The sequence below is a fragment of the Stappia sp. ABD4_338 genome, assembly GCF_056312175.1.
Window position 1 is genome coordinate 1,958,285 of sequence record NZ_CM149982.1, and the last position, 22,285, is coordinate 1,980,569.

The following is a 22,285-nucleotide window of genomic DNA, read 5'->3' on the forward strand; positions in this document are numbered from 1 at the left end:
CTTTAAGACAGGAGATCACCCGATGAACGCCGCTATCGAGCCTCTCAAGGCACGCCGGCTCTATCTGCTTCTTCGCGAGCAGATCGTGAGCGGAGAAGTGCCGGACAGTGCCCGCCTTCCGAGCGAGCCGGCGCTGGCGCAAGCCCACGGCGTGTCGCGAGTGACGGTGCGCCGGGCGCTCGACAAGCTGGCAAGCGACGGCATGATCGAGCGTCGCCCCGGTTCGGGAACCTTCGTCAACGCGCGTCCGGCCCGTATGCCCGTGGTCGCGGATCTCGCGAATGCCCTCACCCATCTCGTGGAGATGGGCCGGCAGACGGACGTGCGGCTGATTTCCTTTTCCTATGTGAACGCGACGCCGGCGATGGCGGAGGAACTGAAGCTCGATCCGGAGGAGCGGCTGCAGCGCTCCATCCGCGTGCGCCTGATCGACGGCCAGCCCTTCTCCTATCTCGTGACGCATGTGCCCGAACGGATCGGCGTCTCCTATTCCGAGGCGGACCTGGCTTCCACGCCGCTGCTCGAGCTTCTGGAGCGCTCCGGCCTCGTCGCCGACACCGCCCAGCAGATCGTCGGCGCGACACTGGCCGGCCCCGAGGTCGCGGCCGCTCTCGACCTGGAGATCGGTGCGGCACTCCTGTCCATGACCCGTGTCGTCTTCGAGAAGTCAGGCCGGGGCATCGAACACCTGCAGGCTCTTTACCGACCCGACCGCTACTCCTTCAACATGGAGCTGACGCGGACGGGAGATCAGGGCGCGCGCCGCTGGGCGGCCGCGGACACATTCCGGCTTTCGAGCCGGAGCAGAGCGAACGGCAACAAGAAGAAAACCAGGACCCGTTCCGAAACAGCATCACCCGTGAGGAGAACAAAGCCATGACGTTTTTCGACAAGCCGCTGGGCCGGCGCACGATCCTGAAGGGCGGCGCGGCCGCCGTCGCCACCCTTGCGGCACCCGGCGTGCTGCGAGCGGCGGAGCCCGCCCCGATCAAGGTCGGCATCCTGCAGCCGGTGACGGGCGCCCTGGCCCAGGACGGCGGCTTCGGTCGTCTGGGCGCGGAGTTCGCCATCAAGGACATCAACGAGGCCGGCGGCATCAAGGCCCTCGGCGGCGCGAAGATCGAGATGGTCTTCGGTGACGCGCGCTCCACGCCGGAGGCGGGTGCACAGGAAGTCGAGCGCATGCAGGAAGAAGGCGTGGTGGCCGTCGTCGGCGGCTTCGCCTCGCCGATCGCGCTGGCCGCTTCCCAGGCCGCCTCGCGCTACGACCTGCCCTATATCGTCGACGTCGGCGTGTCCGACCAGATCATCAGCCGTGGCCTGAAGAACACCTTCCGCTTCGGACCCGGCTTCGGCATCTGCACAAAGACCGCGATCGACAATCTGGTGCTCATCAACGAGGCCGCCGGCAAGCCGGCCAAGACCGTCGCGCTCGTTCACGAGGACGGCCTCTTCGGTTCCGGTCTCGCCAAGCTGATGGCCACGGAGCTTCCGAAGCACGGCTTCGAGATCGTCGAGCAGATCGCCATTCCGACGCCGTCGCGCGACCTGTCGAACGTGGCACTGCGCCTGCGCTCGCTTCAGCCCGACCTCGTGATCCCGAGCACCTACTACGGCGAGACCGTGCTTCTGGCTCGGACCATGCAGCAGCAGCGCGTGCGTCCGAAGGGGGTCTACGCGGTTCTCAACGGCGCCGCCTCCAACCGCCGCTTCGTCGCCGAATTTCCGGACGCGGCCCAGGGCATCATGGACTGCAACCACTGGCCGGACCCGCGCTCCAGGAAGTCGCAGATGCTGCAGGAGCGTGTCGAGGCATCGGGCACGACCTACAACTACAACACCCCGCTCAACTACTCCTGCGTCGGCCTGCTGGCGGACGCCATGGAACGGGCAGCGTCCTCCGAGCGCGGCGCGATCATCGAGGCACTGGCAAGCTCCACCTACGCCGACCACCTGATGCCCTATGGCCCGACCAAGTTCGAGAACGGCCAGAACACGGGTGCCGCGCCGGTGAACACCCAGGTCCAGGACGGCGACATCCGGGTGATCTACCCGGAGGAGTTCTCCGACGCCAAGCCGATCTACCCGATCAACGGCTGATCCGGATTTCGAACGACACCGCGGACCGCGCGTCAGCGCGCGGTCCGCCAAGGCTGCGGCCCCTTCGAAACGGATCGGACAATGTACTCTCCCACCATCATCCTCGAGGCGATGATCAACGGGCTCCTGACCGGCGGCATCTACGCGATGATCGCCCTGGGCCTGACGCTGGTCTACGGCGTGCTGCACATCATCAACTTCGCCCACGGCACCATGCTTGCCGCCGCCATGTTCGCCGTTCTGGGACTGAACATGCTCACCGGCATCAGCCCCTATGTCTCCATCTTCATTCTCGCGCCCGTGTTCTTCGCGCTCGGCTACGGCCTGCAGCGCTACCTGATCGGTCCGGCATCGCACGGTGACGAAGGCAACATCCTGCTCATCACGCTCGGCCTGTCGATCCTGATCGAGAACGCGCTTCTCGCCGGTTTCGGATCTGACACGCGCGCCATCTCCTCGGATTTCTCCTTCGCCATCGTCGAGGCGGGGCCGTTCCTGATTTCCGCGCCGAAGCTCGTGGGCTTCATCGGCTCGGTCGTCGTCTCGGCCGGCTTCTGGTTCCTGATGAACCGCTCCGATGCCGGCAAGGCCATCCGCGCCGTGGCCAAGGAGAAGTTCGGCGCCAGCCTGATGGGCATCGACGTGCGCCACATCTACGCCCTCACCTTCGGGCTGGGCTGCGCGGCCCTCGCCATCGCGGCCGGCCTACTGATGCCCACCTTCTACGTGAACCCGCGCGTCGGCGGCGCCTTCATCTCCATCGCCTTCACCATTGTCGTGCTCGGCGGCATGGGCTCGATCCCGGGCGCCCTGCTCGGCGGCCTGCTGATCGGTGTCGTGGAGAGCGTCAGCGGACTTCTTCTGGGAGAAAGCCTCGGCCAGATCGGCATCTTCCTCATCTTCATCCTCGTCCTGCTTTTCAGGCCGACCGGACTTTTCGGAGCGAAGGCATGACGGCACGGGGCTACCTTCCGATCCTTCTCGTCACGGCCCTTCTGGCGTTCGCGCCCGCCGTGATCCATTCCAACTCCGTCGCCAACTTCCTTGTGCTGACGCTCATCATCACGCTGGCCGCTCAGGGCTGGAACCTGCTTGGCGGCGTCGCCGGACAGACCTCCTTCGGCCATGCGGTGTTCTTCGGCACGGGCTGCTACACGACGGCGATCCTGCAGTACCATTTCGACGTGAACGCCTGGGTGGCTCTCGTGGCCGCCATCGCCGCCGGCGCGGCGGTCGGCTTCGTGATCGGCTTCCTCAGCTTCCGGGCCGGGCTGCGCGGATCCTATTTCGCGCTCATCACGCTGGCCTTCGCCGAGCTGGCCCGCATTCTCGCCAACGCGTCGGAACTGACCGGCGGCGCGGCGGGGCTGCTGCTGAAGCTCGAGCCGTCGTTCTGGAACATGCAGTTCGCCGACCGCTCGTACTTTCTGTGGCTGGTGCTGGTCTTCGTGTTCGCGGGCCTGGTGATTTCGCGCTCGATCGCGAACTCCCGCTTCGGGGCGCAACTCGTCGCCGTGCGCGAGAACGAGGACGCGGCGCGCGCGCTCGGCGTGGACGTGCTCAAGGTCAAGCTGCGGGCAATCAGCCTGTCGGGCGCGATGACCGCGGCCGCGGGCGTGCTCTACATGCAGAACTTCCTGTATGTGGACGCGACCATCGCCTTCGGTATCTGGATCTCCATCGAGGCGCTTCTCGCGCCCATGGTCGGCGGCCGGGGCCTCGTGCTTGGCCCGCTCGTCGGCGCCTTCACGCTGCACGGGCTGGGAGAGTTCACCAAGGAGTTCGCCGGCCGCGTGCCCGGCGTCGATCTGATCGTCTTCGCGATCGTCCTCATCCTGGTCGTGGCCTTCGCCTCGGGCGGCATTCTCGGCCTCATCCGTCGCGTTTTGCCGCGATCCTTGAAGGGAGCCGCGTCATGATCCTCACGGTCGACGACATCACCATGCGTTTCGGCGGCCTCGTCGCGGTGCGCAACGCCAGCTTCGGCGTCAGGGAAGGCTCCATCACCGGCCTCATCGGGCCCAATGGCGCCGGCAAGACGACCCTGTTCGCCATCATCGCCGGCTTTCTCAAGCCGACGTCCGGCCACATCAGGTGGGGCGAGCGGGACATCACCTCGCTCGAACCGCACCAGCGGGCCGAACTCGGCATCGCCCGGACCTTCCAGATCGTGCAGCCTTTCGCGGGCCTGAGCGTCCTGGAAAACATCACCGTCGGCTCATACCTGCGCAATGCCGGTTCCGAGGCGGCCATCGAGAAGGCACGCGCCGTGGGCGTGCGCGTCGGCCTGGAAAAGGACCTCGACCTGCCGGCCGCCAGCCTGACGGTCGCGGGACGCAAGCGTCTGGAACTCGCCCGGGCGCTCGCGACGGAGCCGAAACTCCTGCTTCTCGACGAGGTGCTGGCCGGCCTGAACCCGTCCGAAATCCGCGACATCGTCCCGGTGATCCACGCGATCCGCGACGACGGGGTCACGATCCTCATGATCGAACACGTCATGCAGGCCGTCATGAACCTTTGCGAGCACGTCCACGTGCTGGCCCAGGGCGAACTGATCGCGAACGGAACGCCGGCGGAAGTGTGCAACGACGCGGCCGTCATCGAAGCCTATCTGGGCAAGGGCGCGGCGGAGCGCATGGCAAAGTTTGGAGAGGCCAATGCTTGAGGTGCGGAACCTGCGCGCAGGCTACGGCGCGGTGGAGGTCCTGCGCGGCATCGACCTCGACGTGACACGCGGCGAGATCGTCGCCGTGCTGGGCGCGAACGGCGTCGGCAAGACGACGCTCAACAAGGTGCTGTCGGGAATGCTCCCACTGAGCGAGGGCTCAGTCACCTTCGAGGGACGTTCACTCGGCGGCTCGCCCATCACGGCGGTCGACGCGGGCCTCATCCACGTGCCCGAGGGGCGCAAGATCTTCCCGAACATGAGCGTTCGCGAGAACCTGGAACTTGGCAGCTATCGTCGCGCCAAGCCGAACCGCGCGAAGAACCTGGAGCATGTCTTCGAGGTCTTTCCAAGGCTGCGCGAACGCGCCGCGCAGGCGGCCGGGACCCTGTCAGGCGGCGAGCAGCAGATGCTCGCGATCGGGCGCGGCATGATGGCGGAGCCGAAGCTTCTCATCCTCGACGAGCCCTCTCTCGGCCTGTCTCCGTTGCTGGTGGAGGAGATGTTCACGCTGATACGTCGCCTCAACGCCGAAGGGCTGCCGATCATGCTCGTCGAGCAGAACGTGGTGCAATCGCTCGAGATCGCCTCGCGGGCCTACATCGTCGAGAACGGCGAGGTCATCATGTCCGGCACCGCCGCCGACATCGCCGCCGATCCCGAACTCAAGCGCGCCTATCTCGGACTCTAGGAGGGCGATCATGTCCAACACCTCCCCGAAAGCGCCGGGCCTCGTGCCGGCGTCCGTGCTGCTTGCCGCCGAACGGCCGCAGTGGCAGGAGCGTCTCGCACGGTTCGTCACGGATTTCTCCTTCGACGACCTCGGCGACGCGCTGAAGGACCAGACCCGTCTCGTTCTCCTCGACTGCATCGGCGCCATGGCGGCCGGAATGCAGGAGCCCGAGAACACCGCCCTCGCCGCGCGGATCGCCCGCCGGGGAACAGGGGACGTAGCCGCCATCGGCGCGGGTGTCCGCCTTCGCGGTGACGACGCCGCCTTCGTCAATGGCGTCGCGTCCACCGCCCTGGAACTCGACGAAGGCAATTCCTACGCACGCGGCCATCCGGGCGTGCACGTGCTGCCGGCGGCCCTGGCAACGGCCCTGGCAAACGGACGCTCCGGCAAGGATCTCCTGAGCGCCTTCGTGATGGGCTACGAGGTTGCCGCGCGCATCGGAGCGGCCTGCAGGCTTCGCCCCAGCGTGCACCCGCACGGCACCTGGGGAACCGTCGGCGCGGCGGTCGCAACCGCACTTCTGGAAGGCGCGGGCAAGCAGGAGATCGCCACCACCATCAATGTCGCCGCCACGATGAGCGTCGGCGCAAGCCTGAAGGCGATGCTGGAGGGGGCCACCGCACGCAACAGCTACTGCGGTCTTTCCAACCGCAACGGCATGGCGGCCTGGGATCTTGTGGCCTCCGGCTTTTCCGGTGAACGCGACTGCGTGGCAAGCGTCTACGACGGCATTCTGGGCGAGGGCTTCACCGGAGCGGGCATGGACGACGATCTGGGCAGCCGCTTCGAGATCGCCCGCAACTACTTCAAGCGCCATGCCGCCTGTCGTTTTACCCACGCGGCCCTTGACGTCGTCGCCGGTCTCGTCGCCAGGCACGACATGCTTGCCGCCTCCGACATCGCCTCCATCGAGATCGAGACCTATGCCATGGCGGCACAGCTCGACGCTCCGCGCCCGCACAACGTCCTGGCCGCGCGCTTCTCGCTGCCCTTCGCCGTGGCGACGACGCTGGTCAACGGCAAGGCGGCGGTCGAAGCCTTCCGCGAACCGCATCTTTCCAACGAGACGATCCTGTCGCTCGCCGACAGGGTCACGTTGCGCGAGGATCCCGAACTGACGGCCCTTCTGCCGGCCAAGCGCCCGGCGCGCGTGACGATCCGGCTCACCGACGGACGCGAACTCGCGGGCGAGACCTTCACCAATCGCGGCGATGCCGTGGACCCCTTCACCCCGCAGGAGGTTCGCGAGAAATTCGCCGACCTCGCCTCCCCCGTCTGGGGCGCGGCGCATGCCGCCCGCGTCCTTGCCGCCGTCGATGATCTCGACAAGGCGGCCGACCTCAAGGGTTTCAACGGCCTGCTGGCCGAACCCGCGATCAAGGATCGATGAGAATGACCCTCAAATCACAGCTTGCCGGCGGACGCGCTCCCATCGTCGCACCCGGCATCTTTGACGCCCTGACAGGCTCCATCGCGACCGACGCCGGTTTCGGCGCGCTCTATCTGTCGGGCGCGGCTATCGCCTACACCAAGCTCGGACGCCCCGACATCGGGCTCGTCTCCATGAGCGAGGTCGCGGACACCATCGGGCTGATCCGCCAGCGTATCGAGACGCCGATCATCGTCGACGCCGACAACGGCTATGGCAACGCACTCAACGTGCAGCGCACGGTCAGGACCTTCGAGAGGGCGGGCGCCAGCGCGATCCAGCTCGAGGACCAGACGCTGCCCAAGCGCTGCGGCCATCTTTCCGACAAGTCGCTGGTCTCCACGGCGGAGATGGTCGGCAAGGTGAAGGCGGCGGTGGATGCGCGCGCCAGCGAGGAAACCCTCATCATCGCCCGCACCGACGCGGTTGCGGTGGAGGGCTTCGACGCGGCGCTCGAGCGGGCCTCGCTCTACGCGGACGCGGGCGCCGACGTGCTCTTCGTCGAGGCGCCGCGCTCATCCGAACAGCTTTCAGCGGTCGCCAAGGCGCTTGGCGGGCGGCTTCCGCTTCTGGCCAACATGGTCGAGGGCGGAAACACGCCGATGTACACCGCGGCCGAACTTGGCGAGATGGGCTACTCCATCGTGATCTTCCCGGGCGGCATCGTGCGCGCCCTCGCCCGCACGGCCCAGGCCTATTACGCCTCGCTCTTCGCCAACGGCACCAACACGCCGTTCGCCGGGAACATGTTCCAGTTCGGCGAACTGAACGAGTTGATCGGCACGCCGGCGATGCTCGCCTCCGGCCAGACCTACGAGGACTACGGCACGCAGGCCGTGGCCGCCCGCCGCGACAAGGGAGACGAGAAATGAGCAAGACGCTCGATCCGGTCACGCTCGCTATCCTCAACGGACGGCTGGAGCAGATCGCCGACGAGATGGACGCGACGCTCTACCGCTCGGCCTTCAACCCGATCATCGCCGAGGCGCGGGACGCCTGCCACGGTCTCTATCACGCCGAGACCGGCGCAACCCTCGTGCAGGGCACGCGCGGCCTGCCGATCTTCGTCGGCGCCATGGCCTTCGCGGTGAAGGCGGTCATCGACAAGGTGAAGAAGGACGGCGACGAGCTTGCTCCCGGCGACACCTATCTCTTCAACGACCCTTACGCGGGCGGCACGCACCTCAACGACTTCCGGCTTGTGCGGCCGGTGTTTCGCGACGGCGATCTCTACTGCTGGATTGCCTCCGTCGGCCACTGGCTCGATATCGGCGGCAACGTTCCGGGCGGATTCAACGCCAAGGCCACCGAGAGCTTCCAGGAAGGCGTTCGCATTCCACCGGTGAAGCTCATCGCCAACGGTGTCATGAACCGTGACCTCATCGACATCCTGGCTGCGAACTCACGCGTTCCGGCCTCCAACTACGGCGACCTCAACGGCCAGCTCAACGCGCTGGATCTTGGCGAGAAGCGGCTGGCGGACGTGCTCGGGGCCTATGGCGACGACACCGTGGCGGCGGCCTTCGAGGCCTTCTCGGACCGCGCCGAGGCCATGATGCGCGAGGCGGTGCGCGCCCTGCCCGACGGCGTGTACACGTTCGAGGACTATCTCGACAACGACGGCATCACCGCCGACAAGCTGACCATCGCGCTCGACCTCACGATCTCCGGCGACGAGATGACGCTGGACTTCTCCCGCTCGTCGGCGCCTTGCGCGGGACCGCTGAACATTGCCTATTCCACGGCGGCCGCTTGCTGCTACGTGGCTCTGAAGCACGTCTTCACCGCCGTCCCGGCGAACGCCGGCTGCCTGCGGCCGATCACCTTCAACATTCCCGAGACGACGCTGCTCGGCGTGAAGCCGCCCAAGCCCGTCGGCGGCTACACCGAGACGATCCTTCGAGTCATCGGCGTGGTGTTCGGCGCACTCGCCAAGGCGGATCCCGCGCTTGCGACCGCAGGCCCCTTCGGCACCATCAACGCTCTGTCGGTGGCCGGCTACCGGGACGACGGATCGCGCTATGTCATGTTCTCCTTCTTCGGCGGCGGCCTTGGCGGCAATCCGGAAAGCGACGGACTGAACCACGCCAACAATCCGATCTCCATGGCGACGATCCCGCCGGCGGAAATCCTGGAAGCCTCCTATCCCGTCAAGTTCACCCAGTGGGCGCTTCGGCCGGACTCGGCTGGCGCGGGACGTCATCGCGGCGGTGTCGGAGCCGTCTACGAGTTGGAGACCATGACCGACGCGGATGTGTTCCTGCTTGGCGAACGCGGCATCTATCCCCCGCTCGGCGTGGCCGGCGGCGGCGATGCGGCCCTCAACCGCTTCGTCTGGGAAACCGACGAGGGCGAACGCTCGCCGGAACTTGCCTCAAAGGTCGCGGACGTGCGCGTGCGTCCGGGCCAGAAGGTGCGCATCGAAAGCCCCGGCGGCGGCGGTTTCGGGGACCCGAAAACACGCGAGCCGGAAAAGGTCGCGCGTGACGTGCGTCTTGGCTTCGTCAGCCGCGAGGCCGCCCGCGAGACCTATGGCGTCGTCCTCGATGACAAGGGCGACGTCGATCCCACCGAAACCCGGAACCTGCGCGAAGGGGCTGCCGCATGACCACCCGTTTCACGCCCGTGAAGGGCGCCGTCGTCGGCGTCGATGTCGGCGGAACCTTTACCGACCTGTTCTACTTCGACGAGGCCGAGGGGCAATTCCGCACCGCCAAGGTCTCCTCCAACCGGGGTGACGAGGCGACCGGTTTCCTCGAGGGGCTGAAGACCTTCGGCGACGTTGCCGACCTGGGGTCCATCGTCCACGGCACCACCGTGGGGACGAATGCCCTTCTTGAGCGCAAGGGCGCGCGCACCGCGCTCATCACGACGAAGGGCTTCCGCGACGTTCTGGAAATGCGCCGCCGCGACCGCCTCAACACATGGGGCCTGTGGGGCGATTTCACGCCGGTGATCGAGCGCGACCTGCGTTTCGAGGTCACCGAGCGGGTGCTTGCCGACGGCACCATCGACACGCCGGTGGACCTGGACGAGGTCCGGCAGGCCGTGACGGCGGCCATCGACGCGGGCGCCGAGGCGATTGCCGTATGCTTCATCAACGCCTATGCGAACCCGGCGAACGAACTCGCCGCGCTCGAGGCGGTGCGGGCGGCCTGGCCGAACGAGAACGTTGCCTCCTCGGCGGAAATCCTGCCGGAAATCCGCGAGTTCGAACGCACCTCGACCACGGCGCTCAACGCCTACCTCCAGCCGGTCGTGGGCGGGTACCTCGGCAAGCTCTCCGCCGCCCTTGCGGGCGAGAACTTCGCCGGGCGCTTCCACATCGTGCAGTCGAACGGCGGTGTCATGTCCACCGACACGGCACGCAAGCTGCCCGTTCGCACCGCGTTGTCGGGCCCGGCGGCCGGTGTGATCGCGGCGGCCGCGATCTCCCGCGAGGCCGGCTATCCGAACATCATCACGGGCGACCTCGGCGGAACCTCCTTCGACGTTTCGCTGGTGGTTGACGGAGAGACCTCGCTCGCCGCGCAGACGACCATCGACTTCGGTCTCGTGGTCCGCACGCCGATGATCGAGATCACCACGATCGGCGCCGGCGGCGGCTCCATCGCCCATGTGGATGCCGGCGGCCTGCTGCAGGTCGGCCCGGAAAGCGCCGGTTCGCGCCCCGGGCCAGTCGCCTACGGCCAGGGCAACACGCGTCCGACCCTGACCGACGCCAACATCGTGCTCGGACGCATCAACGCCGAGCGCCCCATCGGCGGCAAGCTGGCACGGCTGGACGTGGAAGCCGCGAAGGCCGCCATCGAGGAGCATGTGGCGCGCCCGACCGGCCTTGGCGTGATGGAAGCGGCGGAAGCGATCGTGAAGGTCGCCGACGGGCGGATGGCCGGCGCCATCCGCCTCGTGTCCATCGAGCGCGGCCATGATCCGGCGAAGTTCGTCGCCGTGCCCTTCGGCGGCGGTGGCGCGCTTCACGCGGGCGCGCTGATCAAGGACGTCGGGCTGCAGGCCGCCCTCGTCCCGCGCTACCCGGGCATCAACTCCGCGCTTGGCTGCGTCATCGCAGATATTCGGCACGACCAGGTGCAAACAGTCAATCTGACCGTGGACGCACTCGACACGGCGGCGCTCGACGCCCGGATGGTCGAGGAAGCCGACGCCGCCCGCAAGGTGGTCGAGGATGCCGGACTTCAGATGGAACGCATCGACATCGTGTTCGAGCTCGACATGCACTACGTCGGGCAGACCCACACGGTGAGCGTACCGCTGCCCGTATCGATCGAGAACGGCAGCACGGGGCTTACCCGCGAGACCGTGCAGAAAGCCTTCGACGCCGCCTATCAGGCCTCCTTCAGCCGGTTGCTGCCCGGTCTCGCTGCGAAGATCGTGAACCTGCGCACGGCCGCCATCGGCCGACGTCCGCGGTTCGACCTCAAGACGCTGGCGCCGGGCGCCGACTGCTCGCTGGAGACGGCGCGCACCGGCACGCGTTCCGTCTGGTTCGATGGCGGTTGGCACGAGACCGCGATCTTCGCCCGGCTCGACCTCCCGGTCGGCGCCGTGGTGGAGGGCCCTGCGATCCTCGAACAGCCCGATGCGACCGTTCTGGTCGACCCCGACCTTTCGGCGCGCGTCGACGAACTCGGCAACGTCATCCTGGAGCGGAAATGATGGCTGGAGCACACGAACCGGTCCCGGCGGCCGAGACAGGGCTTCTCATCGTCGACCTGCAGAACGACTTCCTGCATCCCAGGGGCGCCTACGGGCGCGCGGGCCAGGGCGCGGAGGAGATCGCGGCATTGCCGGCGCGCATTGCGCCGCTGGCAAACCGCATCCGGCAGGCCGGGGGCTGGATCATCTCGACCCAGTTCACGCTGGTGCCGGCCAAGGGCGGAGAACCGCTGATTTCGCCGCACCTGAAGGAGCTTCGCCCCTTCCTCGCGAAGGGCGACTTCGTGCCCGACGGCTGGGGACACCAGCTCGTCGATGAACTCGCACCGGCCGACCTAAGTGTCGAGAAAGTCGCCTATTCCGCCTTCTACATGACCCGGCTCGAGTGGGTGCTGCGCAAATGCGCGATCCGCAGGCTCCTGGTCTGCGGCATCGTCACCAACGGTGGCGTCGCGTCGACGGTGCGCGACGCGCATGTGCGCGACTTCGATGTCACGGTGCTTGCCGATGGCTGTGCCGCCTTCTCGAAGGAAACACACGATACCGCCATCGCCGCGCTGAAACCGGTGTGCCGGGTCGCCTCCATTGACGACGTCAGCCGGGAATTTCCGGGCTGACCGAGCCGCCGAACGCCGCCCCGGTTCTCGTCCGGGGCGCAACCAACATTCAGGAGGAAAGCCATGGCCAGGGTTCTGGTGATCGTTCCCTTCCCGATGAGCGCGGAAAACCTTGAGAAGCGCAAGGCGCAGCTCAAGGCCGTGCGCCTGGGGCCGGGAATTGACTTCGAATTCCGTCCGGTGCGCATCGCGCCCGTCAACTACGTCAGCCAGCAGGATTCCGTGCTCGCCGACATCGGCATCCTGGAAGCCGGCATCGAGGCCGAGCGCGAGGGCTTCGACGCCGTGTGCATCGACACGGTGAGCGACAGCGGCATGTCGGCGCTGCGTTCGGTACTGTCGATCCCGGTGATCGCTCCGGGGCGCCACGCCATGCTCACCGCGCTCATGCTCGGCGAGAAGTTCTCCGTGCTCGCCATGTGGGACCGCTGGCGGCACCTTTACTCCAAGACCGTCGCGGAACTCGGCATTTCCCACAAGCTTGCCTCGGTCCGCTCCGCAGGTCTGCAGCCGAACAACCAGAGCCTGCTCGCCGGCAAGGAGGACGAGTTCTTCCCCGCGCTCTACGACGCGGCGATGAAGGCGGTGACCGAGGATGGCGCCGAGGTGATCATGCTCGGCTCCACCACCATGCATGAGGCGCATGCCTGGCTTGCCGAGCGCCTGCCCGTGCCGATCCTCAACCCGGGACCGCTGACCTACCGCATGGCCGATGCGGCGATCCGGCTGCAACTCTCGCACAGCCGGGCGAGCTACCCGGCACCGCGCGTGCCCGCCGCCGAGGTTCTCAGGCGCATGGGCGAAGCCGCGGACGTTCTCAACGCCCAGGCCGCGAAGGGAGGCGCATGATGCCCCGCATTCTCGTACTCGTTCCCGAAGACGTGGATCTCGCCGGAGAGATCGAGGCCGCCCGTTCCGCAGCCGATCCGGGCACCGAGATCGTCACGCGCAACGTACCGCTCGCCGCGGTTCCGCCCGTCAGCGCGCAGGACTGGGCACTGGCGGACCTTGCCATGATGGCGGCGGGACAAACGGCCGGGGAAGAGGGTTTCGACGCGCTCGTCGTAGCCGATTTCGGCGACTACGGCGTTTCCGCCCTGCGTTCGCTGCTCGCAATCCCGGTTGTCGGCGCGGGCAAGACCGCCATGCTCCATGCGCTGACGCTCGCCGGGTCCTTCACGGTTCTGGCCACATCCCGCGACATCGAGCGTGCCCGCCGTCTCGTGCATGACAACGCGCTGCACCGCCAGTGCGCGGGTCTTCACGAGGTGGGGAACGCGGAGGCCGTCGCGGCGCATTCCGCAAACGCCGAGGCGGTCGTTCTTGCCGGCGGCGCGGCGGACCTGGTGAAGGGCGCCGCTCATGTGCCGCTCTCGCGCCCGGTACCGGTCGCCGTAAAGATGGCGGAAAGCTTCGTCGGCCTCGGCCTCACCCATTCGCGTCAGGGCTATCCCGAACCGGAAAAGCGCAAGACGGACCTGATCCGCGCGATTTCCGACGCCTGACGCACCGTGCGATCCCGGGAGCCCCTCCCCGGGATCGCCCCTCTTTCCCTAACTGTCCTCGTCACCGGCAATCAGCAGGTGACCGTGTTCGAAACTATCGGCCACATCCCGGGGCACCTGGTCCGCGACCAGAACGTCGATCTCTCCCCAGTCGCAGACGTGAATCAGGCCGGACTTGCCGAACTTGCTCGCGTCCATGAGCATCATGGTCTGGTCGGCCAGCGGCATCATCGCCCGCTTGAATTCCGCCTCGAACAGGTCGAAGTCCGTGCAACCGCGCGATGAGCCGGCCACCACGGACATGACGAAAAAGCCGGGCGAGAACCTCGACAGGTATTCGACCGTTCCCGCTCCCGTGATGGTGCGGTCCTCAGCACGGACCTCTCCCGCGGGAAGGATCAGCCGGTGGCCGGTCGGCGCATGGGAGATGATGTTGGCGATCTCGAGCGAGATCGTCAGGATCGTCATGGGCTCGCGGTGCACCAGCTCGCGGGCGAGGAAGCTCGCGGTGGTGGAATTGTCGAGAAGGACCGTCGCGCCCTCGTCGATAAAGGCCGCCGCACGCCGCGCGATGCGGCGCTTGGCCTCCACCGCGTCGCGGAGCCGACGCTCGAACGGCGGTTCGGTGCGCGAGATCGACAGGCGCACGCCGCCGTGAAACTTCTCCACCAGCCCATCGGCCGAGAGCCCCTTGAGATCCCGCCGCACGGTCTCGTCGGACACCTCCAGAAGCTCGGAAAGCTCCGAGATCGCCGCCTTGCCGCGCATCTTGAGCACGCCCAGGATTTCGGCCTGTCTGGGTGTCGGTGCCATGATCCGCCTCCTCCTTGGCTCCGGGCCCGTTACCCGAGTTCGATAGCCTGTCCGGTCGCGCCGTGAAAGAGGCGCGCACGGTCGAGGTCAAAATCGAGACCGATCTCCTCCCCTGCCGCGGGTGCGTCGGCGACCGCGCTGCGCACCGTCATGCGGTCGTCGCCGAGCTGAACCTCCACCAGCGCCTCTGCCCCAATCAGCTCGCTCTGAAGCACGCGCGCGCGCGCCATCCCGCCCTCACGCACGAGGCACGCCTCCTCCGGACGCACGCCGAGCAGCACTTCGTCGGGCACATCCGTTCCGCCAAGCGCCAGCGGGCCGGTGAAGGCGTCATGGGCCAGGCCGGAGCGCCGCGCGCCCTTGCAGGGAATGAGCGCCATCTCCGGTGAGCCGATGAAGGTCGCGACGAAGGTGTTCGCCGGCTTCATGTAGATGTCCATCGGCCGCCCGACCTGCTGCAACGATCCCTTGGACATCATCGCCACGCGCGTGCCGAGCGTCATCGCCTCGATCTGGTCGTGCGTCACGTAGATGACGGTCAGGCCGAGTTCCTGGTGCAGCCGCTTGAGTTCCGAGCGCATCCGGTTGCGCAGCTTGGCGTCGAGGTTCGACAGCGGCTCGTCGAAGAGAAACACGCGCGGCTGGCGCACAAGCGCGCGACCGATGGCGACGCGCTGGCGTTCTCCGCCCGAAAGCTCCTTCGGACGCCGGTCGAGAAGGTCGGTGATATGCAGGATCTCGGCCGCCTCCCGGATGCGCGCGTCGATCTCGGCACGCGAGAGCTTCGTGGTCTTCTGCAGGCCGAAGGCCATGTTCTTCCAGGCGCTCATGTGCGGGTAAAGCGCATAAGACTGGAACACCATGGCAATGTCACGCTGCTGGGGTGCCACGTCGGTCACGTCGCGCCCGTCGATCACGAGACGGCCGGAGGTGATGTCCTCCAGCCCCGCGACCATGCGCAGCGTGGTGGACTTCCCGCAGCCGGACGGCCCCACGAGCACCATGAACTCGCGGTCCTCGACGGTGAGCGTGACGTCGTGAACGGTCTTTCGGGAGCCGTAGGACTTGCAGATGTCCTGCAACTGTACGGTGGCCATGGTCGGGTCTCCGGATGGGCGTTACTTGACGCCGGTGTGCATGAAACTGTCGATGAAGCGGCGCTGGAAGATCACGAAGACGATGAGCAGCGGCGAGACGACGATGGTCGTGCCGGCCATCAGCCGCGTCCAGTCGGCGCCGGAGTCGGACTTCGCCAGCAGGCCGAGGCCGATGGGCAACGTGCGCACGCTGTCGGAATTGGTGACCAGAAGCGGCCACATGTAATCGTTCCAGTGGGTCACCACCGAGATGATGGCGAAGGCCACCAGGGTCGGCTGAACCAGCGGCAGGTAGACGTGCCAGAGGATGCCGAAGTGACCGCAACCGTCGAGCCGCGCGGCGTCGGACAGTTCCGGCGGCACCTGGCGGAACGACTGGCGCAGCATGAAGGTACCGTATCCCGAAGCGACAAAGGGCACGACCATCGCGGCCAGCGTGTTCACCAGGCCGAACTCGCGCAAGGTGACGAAGTTCGTGAGAAAGATCGCATAGATCGGGAACATCACCTGCAGCAGGAACAGGGTGAAGAGCAGCTTCTTGCCGGGAAACTCCAGCCGCGCGAAGGCATAGGCCGCAAGCGTGATGGTGACGAGCTGGCAGACGAGGATCGACCCCGTGACGATGACCGAGTTCAGCAGATAGGTGCCGAAGGGGGCAACCGAGAGCGTCGAGGGGTAGTTGGCGAAATTCAGCACCGCCGGAAGGAAGCCCGCCTCCGGGTCGAAGACCTCGGTCTTCGTCTTCAGCGAGGTCAGGACGATCCATACGAGCGGCGAAAGCCACAACAGCGCGACTGGCACCAGCACGAGATGCAGCCAGCCGCCCCTCAGGCGCCTGGAAAGCGTTTGAGCCGACATCAGCGTTCTCCCAGGTAGTGGACGCGCCGGCCGAGCGTGGCCGCGAGAAGGCCGATCAGGGCGAGCACGAAGACAAGCAGCGTGTTGGCCAGCGTCGAGGCATAGCCGATGTCCTGATACTGGAAGCCGTTCTGATAGATGTAGAAGGTGAGCACATTGGTGGCGTCTGCCGGGCCGCCCTGCGTCATGACGTAGACGTAGTCGAAGATCTGGTAGCTATGCAGGATGCCGATCACGATCACGAAGTAGAGGGTCGGCGAGATCAGCGGAATGGTGATGTGAAGCAGGCGCTGCGGAGCGCTCACCCCGTCCAGCCGCGCCGCCTCGTAGAGATCCGAGGGCACAAGCTTCAGCGCGGCGAGCAGGATCAGCATGAAGTAGCCGGAGTACTTCCAGATACTCATCAGCACGATCGCGGGAAGTGCCCAGGCACTGTCATAGAGCCAGTCGAGACGCGGCAGGCCGAGCGCGGTCAGCGCCTCGTTGATCGGCCCGTATCCCGGGGCATAGAGAAACACCCAGACCATGCCGGCCGCGACCGAGGGGATCATCACCGGATAGAAGAATGCCGAGCGGTAGACGGCAAGCCCGCGCAGCTTGCTGTCGAGCGCGACCGCCATGAGAAGCGCGACGGTCACGGCCAGCGGGATCGTCGTCAGCGTGTAGAAGGCTGTGTTCGCGAACACCTTCCAGAACAGGTGATCGTCGATCAGACGCAGATAGTTGTCGGCGCCCATCCAGAAAATGTCCGGGTCGCCCAGCATCACGTCATGCAGTGAAAACCAGAACGAGCGCAGGATCGGCCAGTATGTGAACAGGCCGAGAAAGACAAGGGAGGGAAAAAGCAGCGTGTAGGCGAGAAGCGCCTCGTTCCTGCGTGCGCGGGCGGCACCCTGCGACATGGCGAAAGTTCCTGAGATCACGAGACGGACATCGCGCGGCGGACCACGGGCCGCCCCCGGCAACGGAAGACGGGCGCGGGCCCGCGAGAGCCCGCGCCACGATCAGGTCATGGGGAAGACCCCGCTCAGCCCTTCTGGCGGCGCAGGATGCGGGCGATCTCACGGTTGGAGTTCGCGTTGGCATCCTTGAGCGCGGCATCGGGTGCGATTTCGCCGGCGAGCGTGCGGTCGAGCGCGCTCTTCAGGTACTCGCGCACGCGGTGATAGCCGGGCACCTGAAGGAAGGCACCGGCATAGGCCGCCTGGTCGAGCGCGACCTTGGCCTCCGGAACTTCCTGGAGGTAGCTCTGCATTTCCGGCGATTCCCAGGACGACTTGCGCACCGCGAGGTAGCCCGTCGCCTTGCTCCAGTTCGCCTGGTTCTGGGTGTTGGTCATCCAGCGGGCAAACGTCCAGGAAGCTTCCTTCTGGGCGTCCGTCTGGTTCTTGGCGATCATCAGGGGGCCGCCGCCCTGTGCCGCGCCGTAGGTCTTGTTCTTCGGCATGAAGGCAACGCCGACCTCGAACGGCGCCGAGGTGCGCAGGTTCGTGAGCGATCCGGTCGAGTGGTAGAGCATGGCGGTGTTGCCGGCCAGGAAGTCGTTGGCCGAGCCCTGCCACGTCGAGGCCGGAGCCATTACGCCCGCCTGGACCATCTTCACCCAGAACTCGAGCGCGTCGATCGCCTCGGGCCGATCGAAGAGCACGCGGTCCTTCTGCCACGGCACCAGTTCGTTCTGCCGGCAGTAGCACTCGAACATCCAGTCGTGCCAGCCGCCGCCAATGATGAGACCCCAGCGCTTCAGCTCGCCATTCTCGCGGATGGTGAGTTCCTTCGCCACCTCAAGAAGCTCGTCCCACGTGTCCGGGGCTTTCGCCACGCCGGCGGCGCGGAAGGCATCCTTGTTGTAGTAGAGCACCGGCGTCGAAGGCTGGAACGGCAAGCCGTACAGGCGCTCGTCGGAGACGCAGGTGTTGAGGAAGCCCGGCAGGAAATCGTCGTAGATGTCGTCGGCCTTGGCCTGCTCGGTCACATCCTCCAGCGCATCGAGACCGAGGAAGGTCTGCAGCGCGGAGTTGATCGGCAGCCACAGTGCCGGCGGCTCGCCGACGCCGAGGCTCGTGATTACCTTCTGCTCGGTGTTGTCGTAGCTGCCGGCATAGATGGCCTCGACCTCGATCTCGGGGTGCTCCTCGTTGAAGCGCGAGATCATGCCGGTGACGATCTTGTTGATGTCACCCGAAACGCCGACCGGATACATGAACTGCAGCTTGGTCTTGCCGGCGGCCATGGCCGGGCGGATCAGACCCGACATCATGCCCGCGGCCGGCAGGGCCGCGCCCATGGCGAGAAGGTGACGGCGAGAGATTCCGGAGCTTGTGGTTTTCATGCGAACTGACCTCCAAATTCGTGTGGAAACCCGATCAGGTGGCAGGCCCGATACCTTTTCCCGCAGAATTCCTCTGTGGGCCCGGCGTGGCCATGTGACCGTTTTGACGAATTTCGAGCATCAATATCCGCATATTCCAAAACAGTTTTGTGACAATGCCTCCGTAATATCCGCAATTGCCACATGAGGTGGCGCGGGTTCAGTAGCGCGGAACGGGAAAGGATCGATGCACGGGATCAGGATGCGGCGGGTCGGCGACATGGCACCACGCGCCGTGCCCCGGTCCCGCTCTACATGCCGGAGGAGCCGCTAGGATGCCTCTATGGCCTCGCAGGCAAGACGTGCCAGCACCGGAACGGTCCGGCCATAATGCCTGGCCGTCTCCGCGTTTGCCGCATTGCCGTCGAGGTGGCGCTTGTAGACCCCCTGCAGGATCGCGGCGAGGCGGAAGAAGGAGAACGCCAGGCAGAACGTCCAGTTCTCGATGCCCGGCAATCCCCGTTTCCGGCAATAGGCCGCGACATAGGCCTCCTCCGAGGGAATGCCGAGGCGCGCCCGGTCGATCCCTCCAAGCCCCTTGAAGGTGCTGTCATGCGGCAACCGCCACTGCATGCACTGATAGGCAAGATCCGCGTAGGGATGTCCCAGCGTGGACAGTTCCCAGTCGAGCACGGCGCATACACGCTCTCCGGAAGGGGCGAACACCATGTTGTCGATCCTGAAATCGCCATGAACCAGCGCGGGCGCCGCATCGGGGGGAAGGCGGGCCTCGCCCAGCCAGCCGATCAACCGCTCGATATCGGGTATCCTTGCGGTTTCGGATTGCCGGTACTGACGCTCCCAGGTGGCGATCTGCCGGGCGAAGTAGTTGCCGGGGCGCCCGTAGTCACCGAGGCCGCAGGCGTCGACGTCCACCGAATGCAGGTCGGCGAGCACCGTGACCATCGCCTCGTGGATTGCCGCGCGTTGCTCCCGCGTCGCGCCGGGGATTGCCGGATCCCAGTGCACGACACCTTCGATCAGCTCCATGACCACATACTTGCGGTCGAGGCCCTCCCCCGCCTCGCCGAGCAGCATGACCCGAGGAACCGGAACGCGCGTCGGAGCAAGTGCCTTCATCACCCTGTACTCACGGTCGACCGCATGCGCGCCCTTGAGAAGGTCTCCCGGCGGCTGGACACGCAGCACCGCCTGTCCGCCCGGCCCCTCGAGACGAAAGGTGGGGTTGGACTGTCCCTGGCCGAGCGGCAGGATGCGCGGCGTTCCACCAAGCTCTCCGACGCGTTTGCCGAGGAGCGGCGCGAGGGCGGCCACGTCGTCGGGCACGCCCGCGCCCGCGGCCGACGCGCTCATGCGGGCCACGCCTTGAGAAGCTGGCGCGCCAGAGCATCCTGATGCACCTCGTCGGGGCCGTCGGCGAGCCGGATGGTGCGTGCATAGGCAAAAAGCCCCGCAAGCGCCGTGTCCTGGGACAATCCGCCCGCGCCGTGCACCTGGATCGCACGATCTATCACCTGTTGCGCCATGGCCGGAATGGTGATCTTCGCCATGGCGATCAGGTTGCGCGCCGCCTTGTTGCCCAGTTTGTCCATGGCATCGGCGGCGGCGAGGGCCAGGAGCCTGCCCTGCTCGATCTCGCAAGCGGACAGCGCGATCTGCTGCCGCACGACACCCTGATCCGACAGGGGCTTGCCGAATGCCACGCGCGACTGCGCCCGCCGGCACATGAGTTCCAGTGCGCGCTGGGCCGCGCCGATCAGCCTCATGCAGTGATGGATCCGGCCCGGGCCGAGGCGTCCCTGCGCGATCTCGAAGCCCCTGCCCTCACCAAGCAGCATGTTGCCTGCCGGAACGCGCACGTTCTCGAAAGTGATCTCCGCATGGCCGTGCGGCGCGTCGTCGGCCCCGAAAACCGTAAGCGGCCGGCGGATGGTCACGCCCGGCGTATCGACGGGCACGAGTATCATCGACTGCTGGCGGTGCCGCTCGGCGGACGGATCCGTCTTGCCCATCACGATCAGGATCCGGCAACGCGGATCCATCGCCCCGGTCGACCACCACTTGCAGCCGTTGATCACGTAGTCCCTGCCATCACGCAGGATCGACGCCTGGATGTTGGTCGCGTCCGAGGACGCTACGTCGGGTTCCGTCATGGAGAAAGCCGAGCGGATCTCGCCGGCCAGAAGCGGCCTCAGCCAGGTGTCCTGCTGCTCCCGCGTGCCATAGCTGATCAAAACCTCCATGTTGCCGGTATCGGGAGCGTTGCAGTTGAACACCTCGGGCGCGATGAGCGAGCGGCCCATGATCTCCGCGAGCGGCGCATATGCCCGATTGTCGAGGCCAGCGCCATATTCGGCGTGCGGGCACCAGAGGTTCCACAGCCCCTGCGCGCGGGCCTCGCGCTTGAGGTCCTCGATGACCGGAGGGATTGTCCAGCGTTTTCCCGGCTGCTCCACATGGGCGAAGTACTCCGCCTCGGAGGGAATGATGCGGTCCTCCACGAAGGAGGACAGCCTGCTGGTCAGGTCGGAAAGGGCGTTCGCATCCATCGGTCGGCCTTTGCTCAAACGTCGGTGAGAATGGTGCCTCCGTCCACCACGAGTGTGGTGCCGGTCATGAAGCTTCCGGCCTGCGAGGCAAGGAGCAGAAGCGGCCCGTCCAGTTCCTCGTGGCGACCGAGACGACCGGGGAACAGGCGTTCGACAAGCGCCTTCCCCTTCTCCGTCTCGAAAAAGTCGGCGTTGATCTCCGTACGTAAGTATCCGGGCGCGATCGCGTTGACCCGGATGTCATGGCGCCCGAGTTCGCGCGCCATCGCCTTCGTCATGTGCAGCACCGCCGCTTTGGCGGCGGCATAGTTGACTTGCGTCGGCTGCACCACGAGACCCAGCACGGACGCGATGTTGACGATGCTGCCGCCCCGCCCCCGCTCCGCCATGTGGCGGGCCGCGACCTGCGCCGTGCGCCAGACGCCGGACAGGTCCGTGTCGATGACCGTGTTCCAGTCGTCCTCTTCCATCTTCAGAAACGACCGGGGGCGAGCGATGCCGGCATTATTGACGAGAATGTCGATACCGCCGTGCCGGTCGACGATCTCGTCGAAGGCGGCTTCGAGTGACGACCTGTCGGTCACATCGGCAACGTGGACGCTTGCCTCGATCCCCTCCGCCGCAAGAGAGTCAGCGCTTTCGGCAAGCCGCCCGGCACGCCGGGCGACAAGTGCGATCCGCGCCCCCTCTCGACCGAGCACCCGCGCGAAATGCGCCCCCAGACCGGACGAAGCTCCGGTGACGACGGCAGTCCGGCCCGCGAGATCGAACCGCCCGCTCATGCGCGAACCCTCCCCGGCACACGCATCCTGGGTCGTGTGAACGTCATGAAAATTCCTCCCGCAACAGTCGTATCAAGTCTTGAACGATCGTTCAATATTCTCGCGAACGATCCCGTGTGGTACCA

Annotated in this window: 21 protein-coding genes; 13 read left to right on the forward strand and 8 right to left on the reverse strand. The window is 66.4% G+C overall.

All coding sequences use genetic code 11. The annotated features are described in order from the left end of the window. The first annotated feature begins 22 nt into the window (after window positions 1-22). The 13 genes from ACYX4S_RS09040 to ACYX4S_RS09100 all read left to right on the forward strand — a co-directional run bounded on the left by ACYX4S_RS09040 (window position 23) and on the right by ACYX4S_RS09100 (window position 13,729). Window positions 23-880 carry a GntR family transcriptional regulator gene (locus tag ACYX4S_RS09040; RefSeq protein WP_476362660.1) on the forward strand — a complete coding sequence of 286 codons (858 nt, stop codon included), beginning with the start codon at window positions 23-25 and terminating at the stop codon, window positions 878-880. Beyond that, window positions 877-2,100, forward strand: coding sequence for an ABC transporter substrate-binding protein (locus tag ACYX4S_RS09045; RefSeq protein ID WP_476362661.1), 1,224 nt, complete (start codon window positions 877-879; stop codon window positions 2,098-2,100). Before ACYX4S_RS09040 ends, ACYX4S_RS09045 begins: the two co-directional genes overlap by 4 nt. Window positions 2,101-2,181: 81 nt before the next feature. Then, entirely contained in the window at window positions 2,182-3,054 is an 873-nt protein-coding gene (locus ACYX4S_RS09050) for a branched-chain amino acid ABC transporter permease (protein ID WP_476362662.1), read from the forward strand. After that, the gene (locus ACYX4S_RS09055; RefSeq protein WP_476362663.1) at window positions 3,051-4,019 is read left to right on the forward strand and encodes a branched-chain amino acid ABC transporter permease; all 969 of its coding nucleotides are present in this window, start codon (window positions 3,051-3,053) and stop codon (window positions 4,017-4,019) included. The genes ACYX4S_RS09050 and ACYX4S_RS09055 overlap by 4 nt, the downstream gene beginning before the upstream one ends. Continuing rightward, window positions 4,016-4,765 (forward strand): ABC transporter ATP-binding protein, encoded by a 750-nt coding sequence (locus ACYX4S_RS09060; protein WP_422068701.1) that lies wholly within the window; start codon window positions 4,016-4,018, stop codon window positions 4,763-4,765. Before ACYX4S_RS09055 ends, ACYX4S_RS09060 begins: the two co-directional genes overlap by 4 nt. Continuing rightward, on the forward strand, window positions 4,758-5,456 hold the full coding sequence (locus tag ACYX4S_RS09065) for an ABC transporter ATP-binding protein (protein ID WP_293723379.1): 699 nt from the start codon (window positions 4,758-4,760) through the stop codon (window positions 5,454-5,456). Before ACYX4S_RS09060 ends, ACYX4S_RS09065 begins: the two co-directional genes overlap by 8 nt. Before the next feature lie 10 nt (window positions 5,457-5,466). Continuing rightward, window positions 5,467-6,891, forward strand: coding sequence for an MmgE/PrpD family protein (locus tag ACYX4S_RS09070; RefSeq protein ID WP_476362664.1), 1,425 nt, complete (start codon window positions 5,467-5,469; stop codon window positions 6,889-6,891). A 2-nt stretch (window positions 6,892-6,893) separates the two neighbouring features. Continuing rightward, window positions 6,894-7,802 (forward strand): isocitrate lyase/PEP mutase family protein, encoded by a 909-nt coding sequence (locus tag ACYX4S_RS09075; protein WP_476362665.1) that lies wholly within the window; start codon window positions 6,894-6,896, stop codon window positions 7,800-7,802. Further along, on the forward strand, window positions 7,799-9,538 hold the full coding sequence (locus ACYX4S_RS09080; RefSeq protein ID WP_476362666.1) for a hydantoinase B/oxoprolinase family protein: 1,740 nt from the start codon (window positions 7,799-7,801) through the stop codon (window positions 9,536-9,538). The genes ACYX4S_RS09075 and ACYX4S_RS09080 overlap by 4 nt, the downstream gene beginning before the upstream one ends. Then, a complete protein-coding gene (locus tag ACYX4S_RS09085) occupies window positions 9,535-11,607 on the forward strand; it encodes a hydantoinase/oxoprolinase family protein (protein WP_476362667.1) in 2,073 nt (690 codons plus the stop codon). Before ACYX4S_RS09080 ends, ACYX4S_RS09085 begins: the two co-directional genes overlap by 4 nt. After that, window positions 11,604-12,224: a cysteine hydrolase family protein gene (locus ACYX4S_RS09090; RefSeq protein WP_476362668.1), complete on the forward strand. Its 621-nt coding sequence runs from the start codon at window positions 11,604-11,606 to the stop codon at window positions 12,222-12,224. The genes ACYX4S_RS09085 and ACYX4S_RS09090 overlap by 4 nt, the downstream gene beginning before the upstream one ends. Before the next feature lie 63 nt (window positions 12,225-12,287). Beyond that, window positions 12,288-13,073 (forward strand): aspartate/glutamate racemase family protein, encoded by a 786-nt coding sequence (locus ACYX4S_RS09095; protein WP_476362669.1) that lies wholly within the window; start codon window positions 12,288-12,290, stop codon window positions 13,071-13,073. Further along, window positions 13,073-13,729, forward strand: a complete 657-nt coding sequence (locus ACYX4S_RS09100; RefSeq protein WP_476362670.1) for an aspartate/glutamate racemase family protein — start codon at window positions 13,073-13,075, stop codon at window positions 13,727-13,729. Before ACYX4S_RS09095 ends, ACYX4S_RS09100 begins: the two co-directional genes overlap by 1 nt. Window positions 13,730-13,777: 48 nt before the next feature. Here the strand turns inward: ACYX4S_RS09100 and ACYX4S_RS09105 are convergent, their stop codons facing one another. The 8 genes from ACYX4S_RS09105 to ACYX4S_RS09140 form a co-directional block, all read right to left on the reverse strand. Further along, window positions 13,778-14,542: a DeoR/GlpR family DNA-binding transcription regulator gene (locus ACYX4S_RS09105; RefSeq protein ID WP_476362671.1), complete on the reverse strand. Its 765-nt coding sequence runs from the start codon at window positions 14,540-14,542 to the stop codon at window positions 13,778-13,780. 29 nt (window positions 14,543-14,571) lie between these two features. After that, window positions 14,572-15,639, reverse strand: a complete 1,068-nt coding sequence (locus ACYX4S_RS09110) for an ABC transporter ATP-binding protein (protein WP_476362672.1) — start codon at window positions 15,637-15,639, stop codon at window positions 14,572-14,574. Window positions 15,640-15,660: 21 nt separating this feature from the next. Then, the gene (locus ACYX4S_RS09115) at window positions 15,661-16,497 is read right to left on the reverse strand and encodes a carbohydrate ABC transporter permease (RefSeq protein ID WP_476362673.1); all 837 of its coding nucleotides are present in this window, start codon (window positions 16,495-16,497) and stop codon (window positions 15,661-15,663) included. Further along, a complete protein-coding gene (locus tag ACYX4S_RS09120) occupies window positions 16,497-17,399 on the reverse strand; it encodes a carbohydrate ABC transporter permease (protein WP_476362674.1) in 903 nt (300 codons plus the stop codon). The genes ACYX4S_RS09115 and ACYX4S_RS09120 overlap by 1 nt, the downstream gene beginning before the upstream one ends. A gap of 125 nt (window positions 17,400-17,524) precedes the next feature. Beyond that, entirely contained in the window at window positions 17,525-18,829 is a 1,305-nt protein-coding gene (locus ACYX4S_RS09125; RefSeq protein ID WP_476362675.1) for an ABC transporter substrate-binding protein, read from the reverse strand. A 309-nt stretch (window positions 18,830-19,138) separates the two neighbouring features. After that, on the reverse strand, window positions 19,139-20,182 hold the full coding sequence (locus tag ACYX4S_RS09130) for a phosphotransferase family protein (protein ID WP_476362676.1): 1,044 nt from the start codon (window positions 20,180-20,182) through the stop codon (window positions 19,139-19,141). Next, the gene (locus ACYX4S_RS09135; RefSeq protein WP_476362677.1) at window positions 20,179-21,378 is read right to left on the reverse strand and encodes an acyl-CoA dehydrogenase family protein; all 1,200 of its coding nucleotides are present in this window, start codon (window positions 21,376-21,378) and stop codon (window positions 20,179-20,181) included. Before ACYX4S_RS09135 ends, ACYX4S_RS09130 begins: the two co-directional genes overlap by 4 nt. Window positions 21,379-21,392: 14 nt before the next feature. Then, window positions 21,393-22,160, reverse strand: a complete 768-nt coding sequence (locus ACYX4S_RS09140) for an SDR family NAD(P)-dependent oxidoreductase (protein WP_476362678.1) — start codon at window positions 22,158-22,160, stop codon at window positions 21,393-21,395. Between the last annotated feature and the right edge of the window lie 125 nt (window positions 22,161-22,285).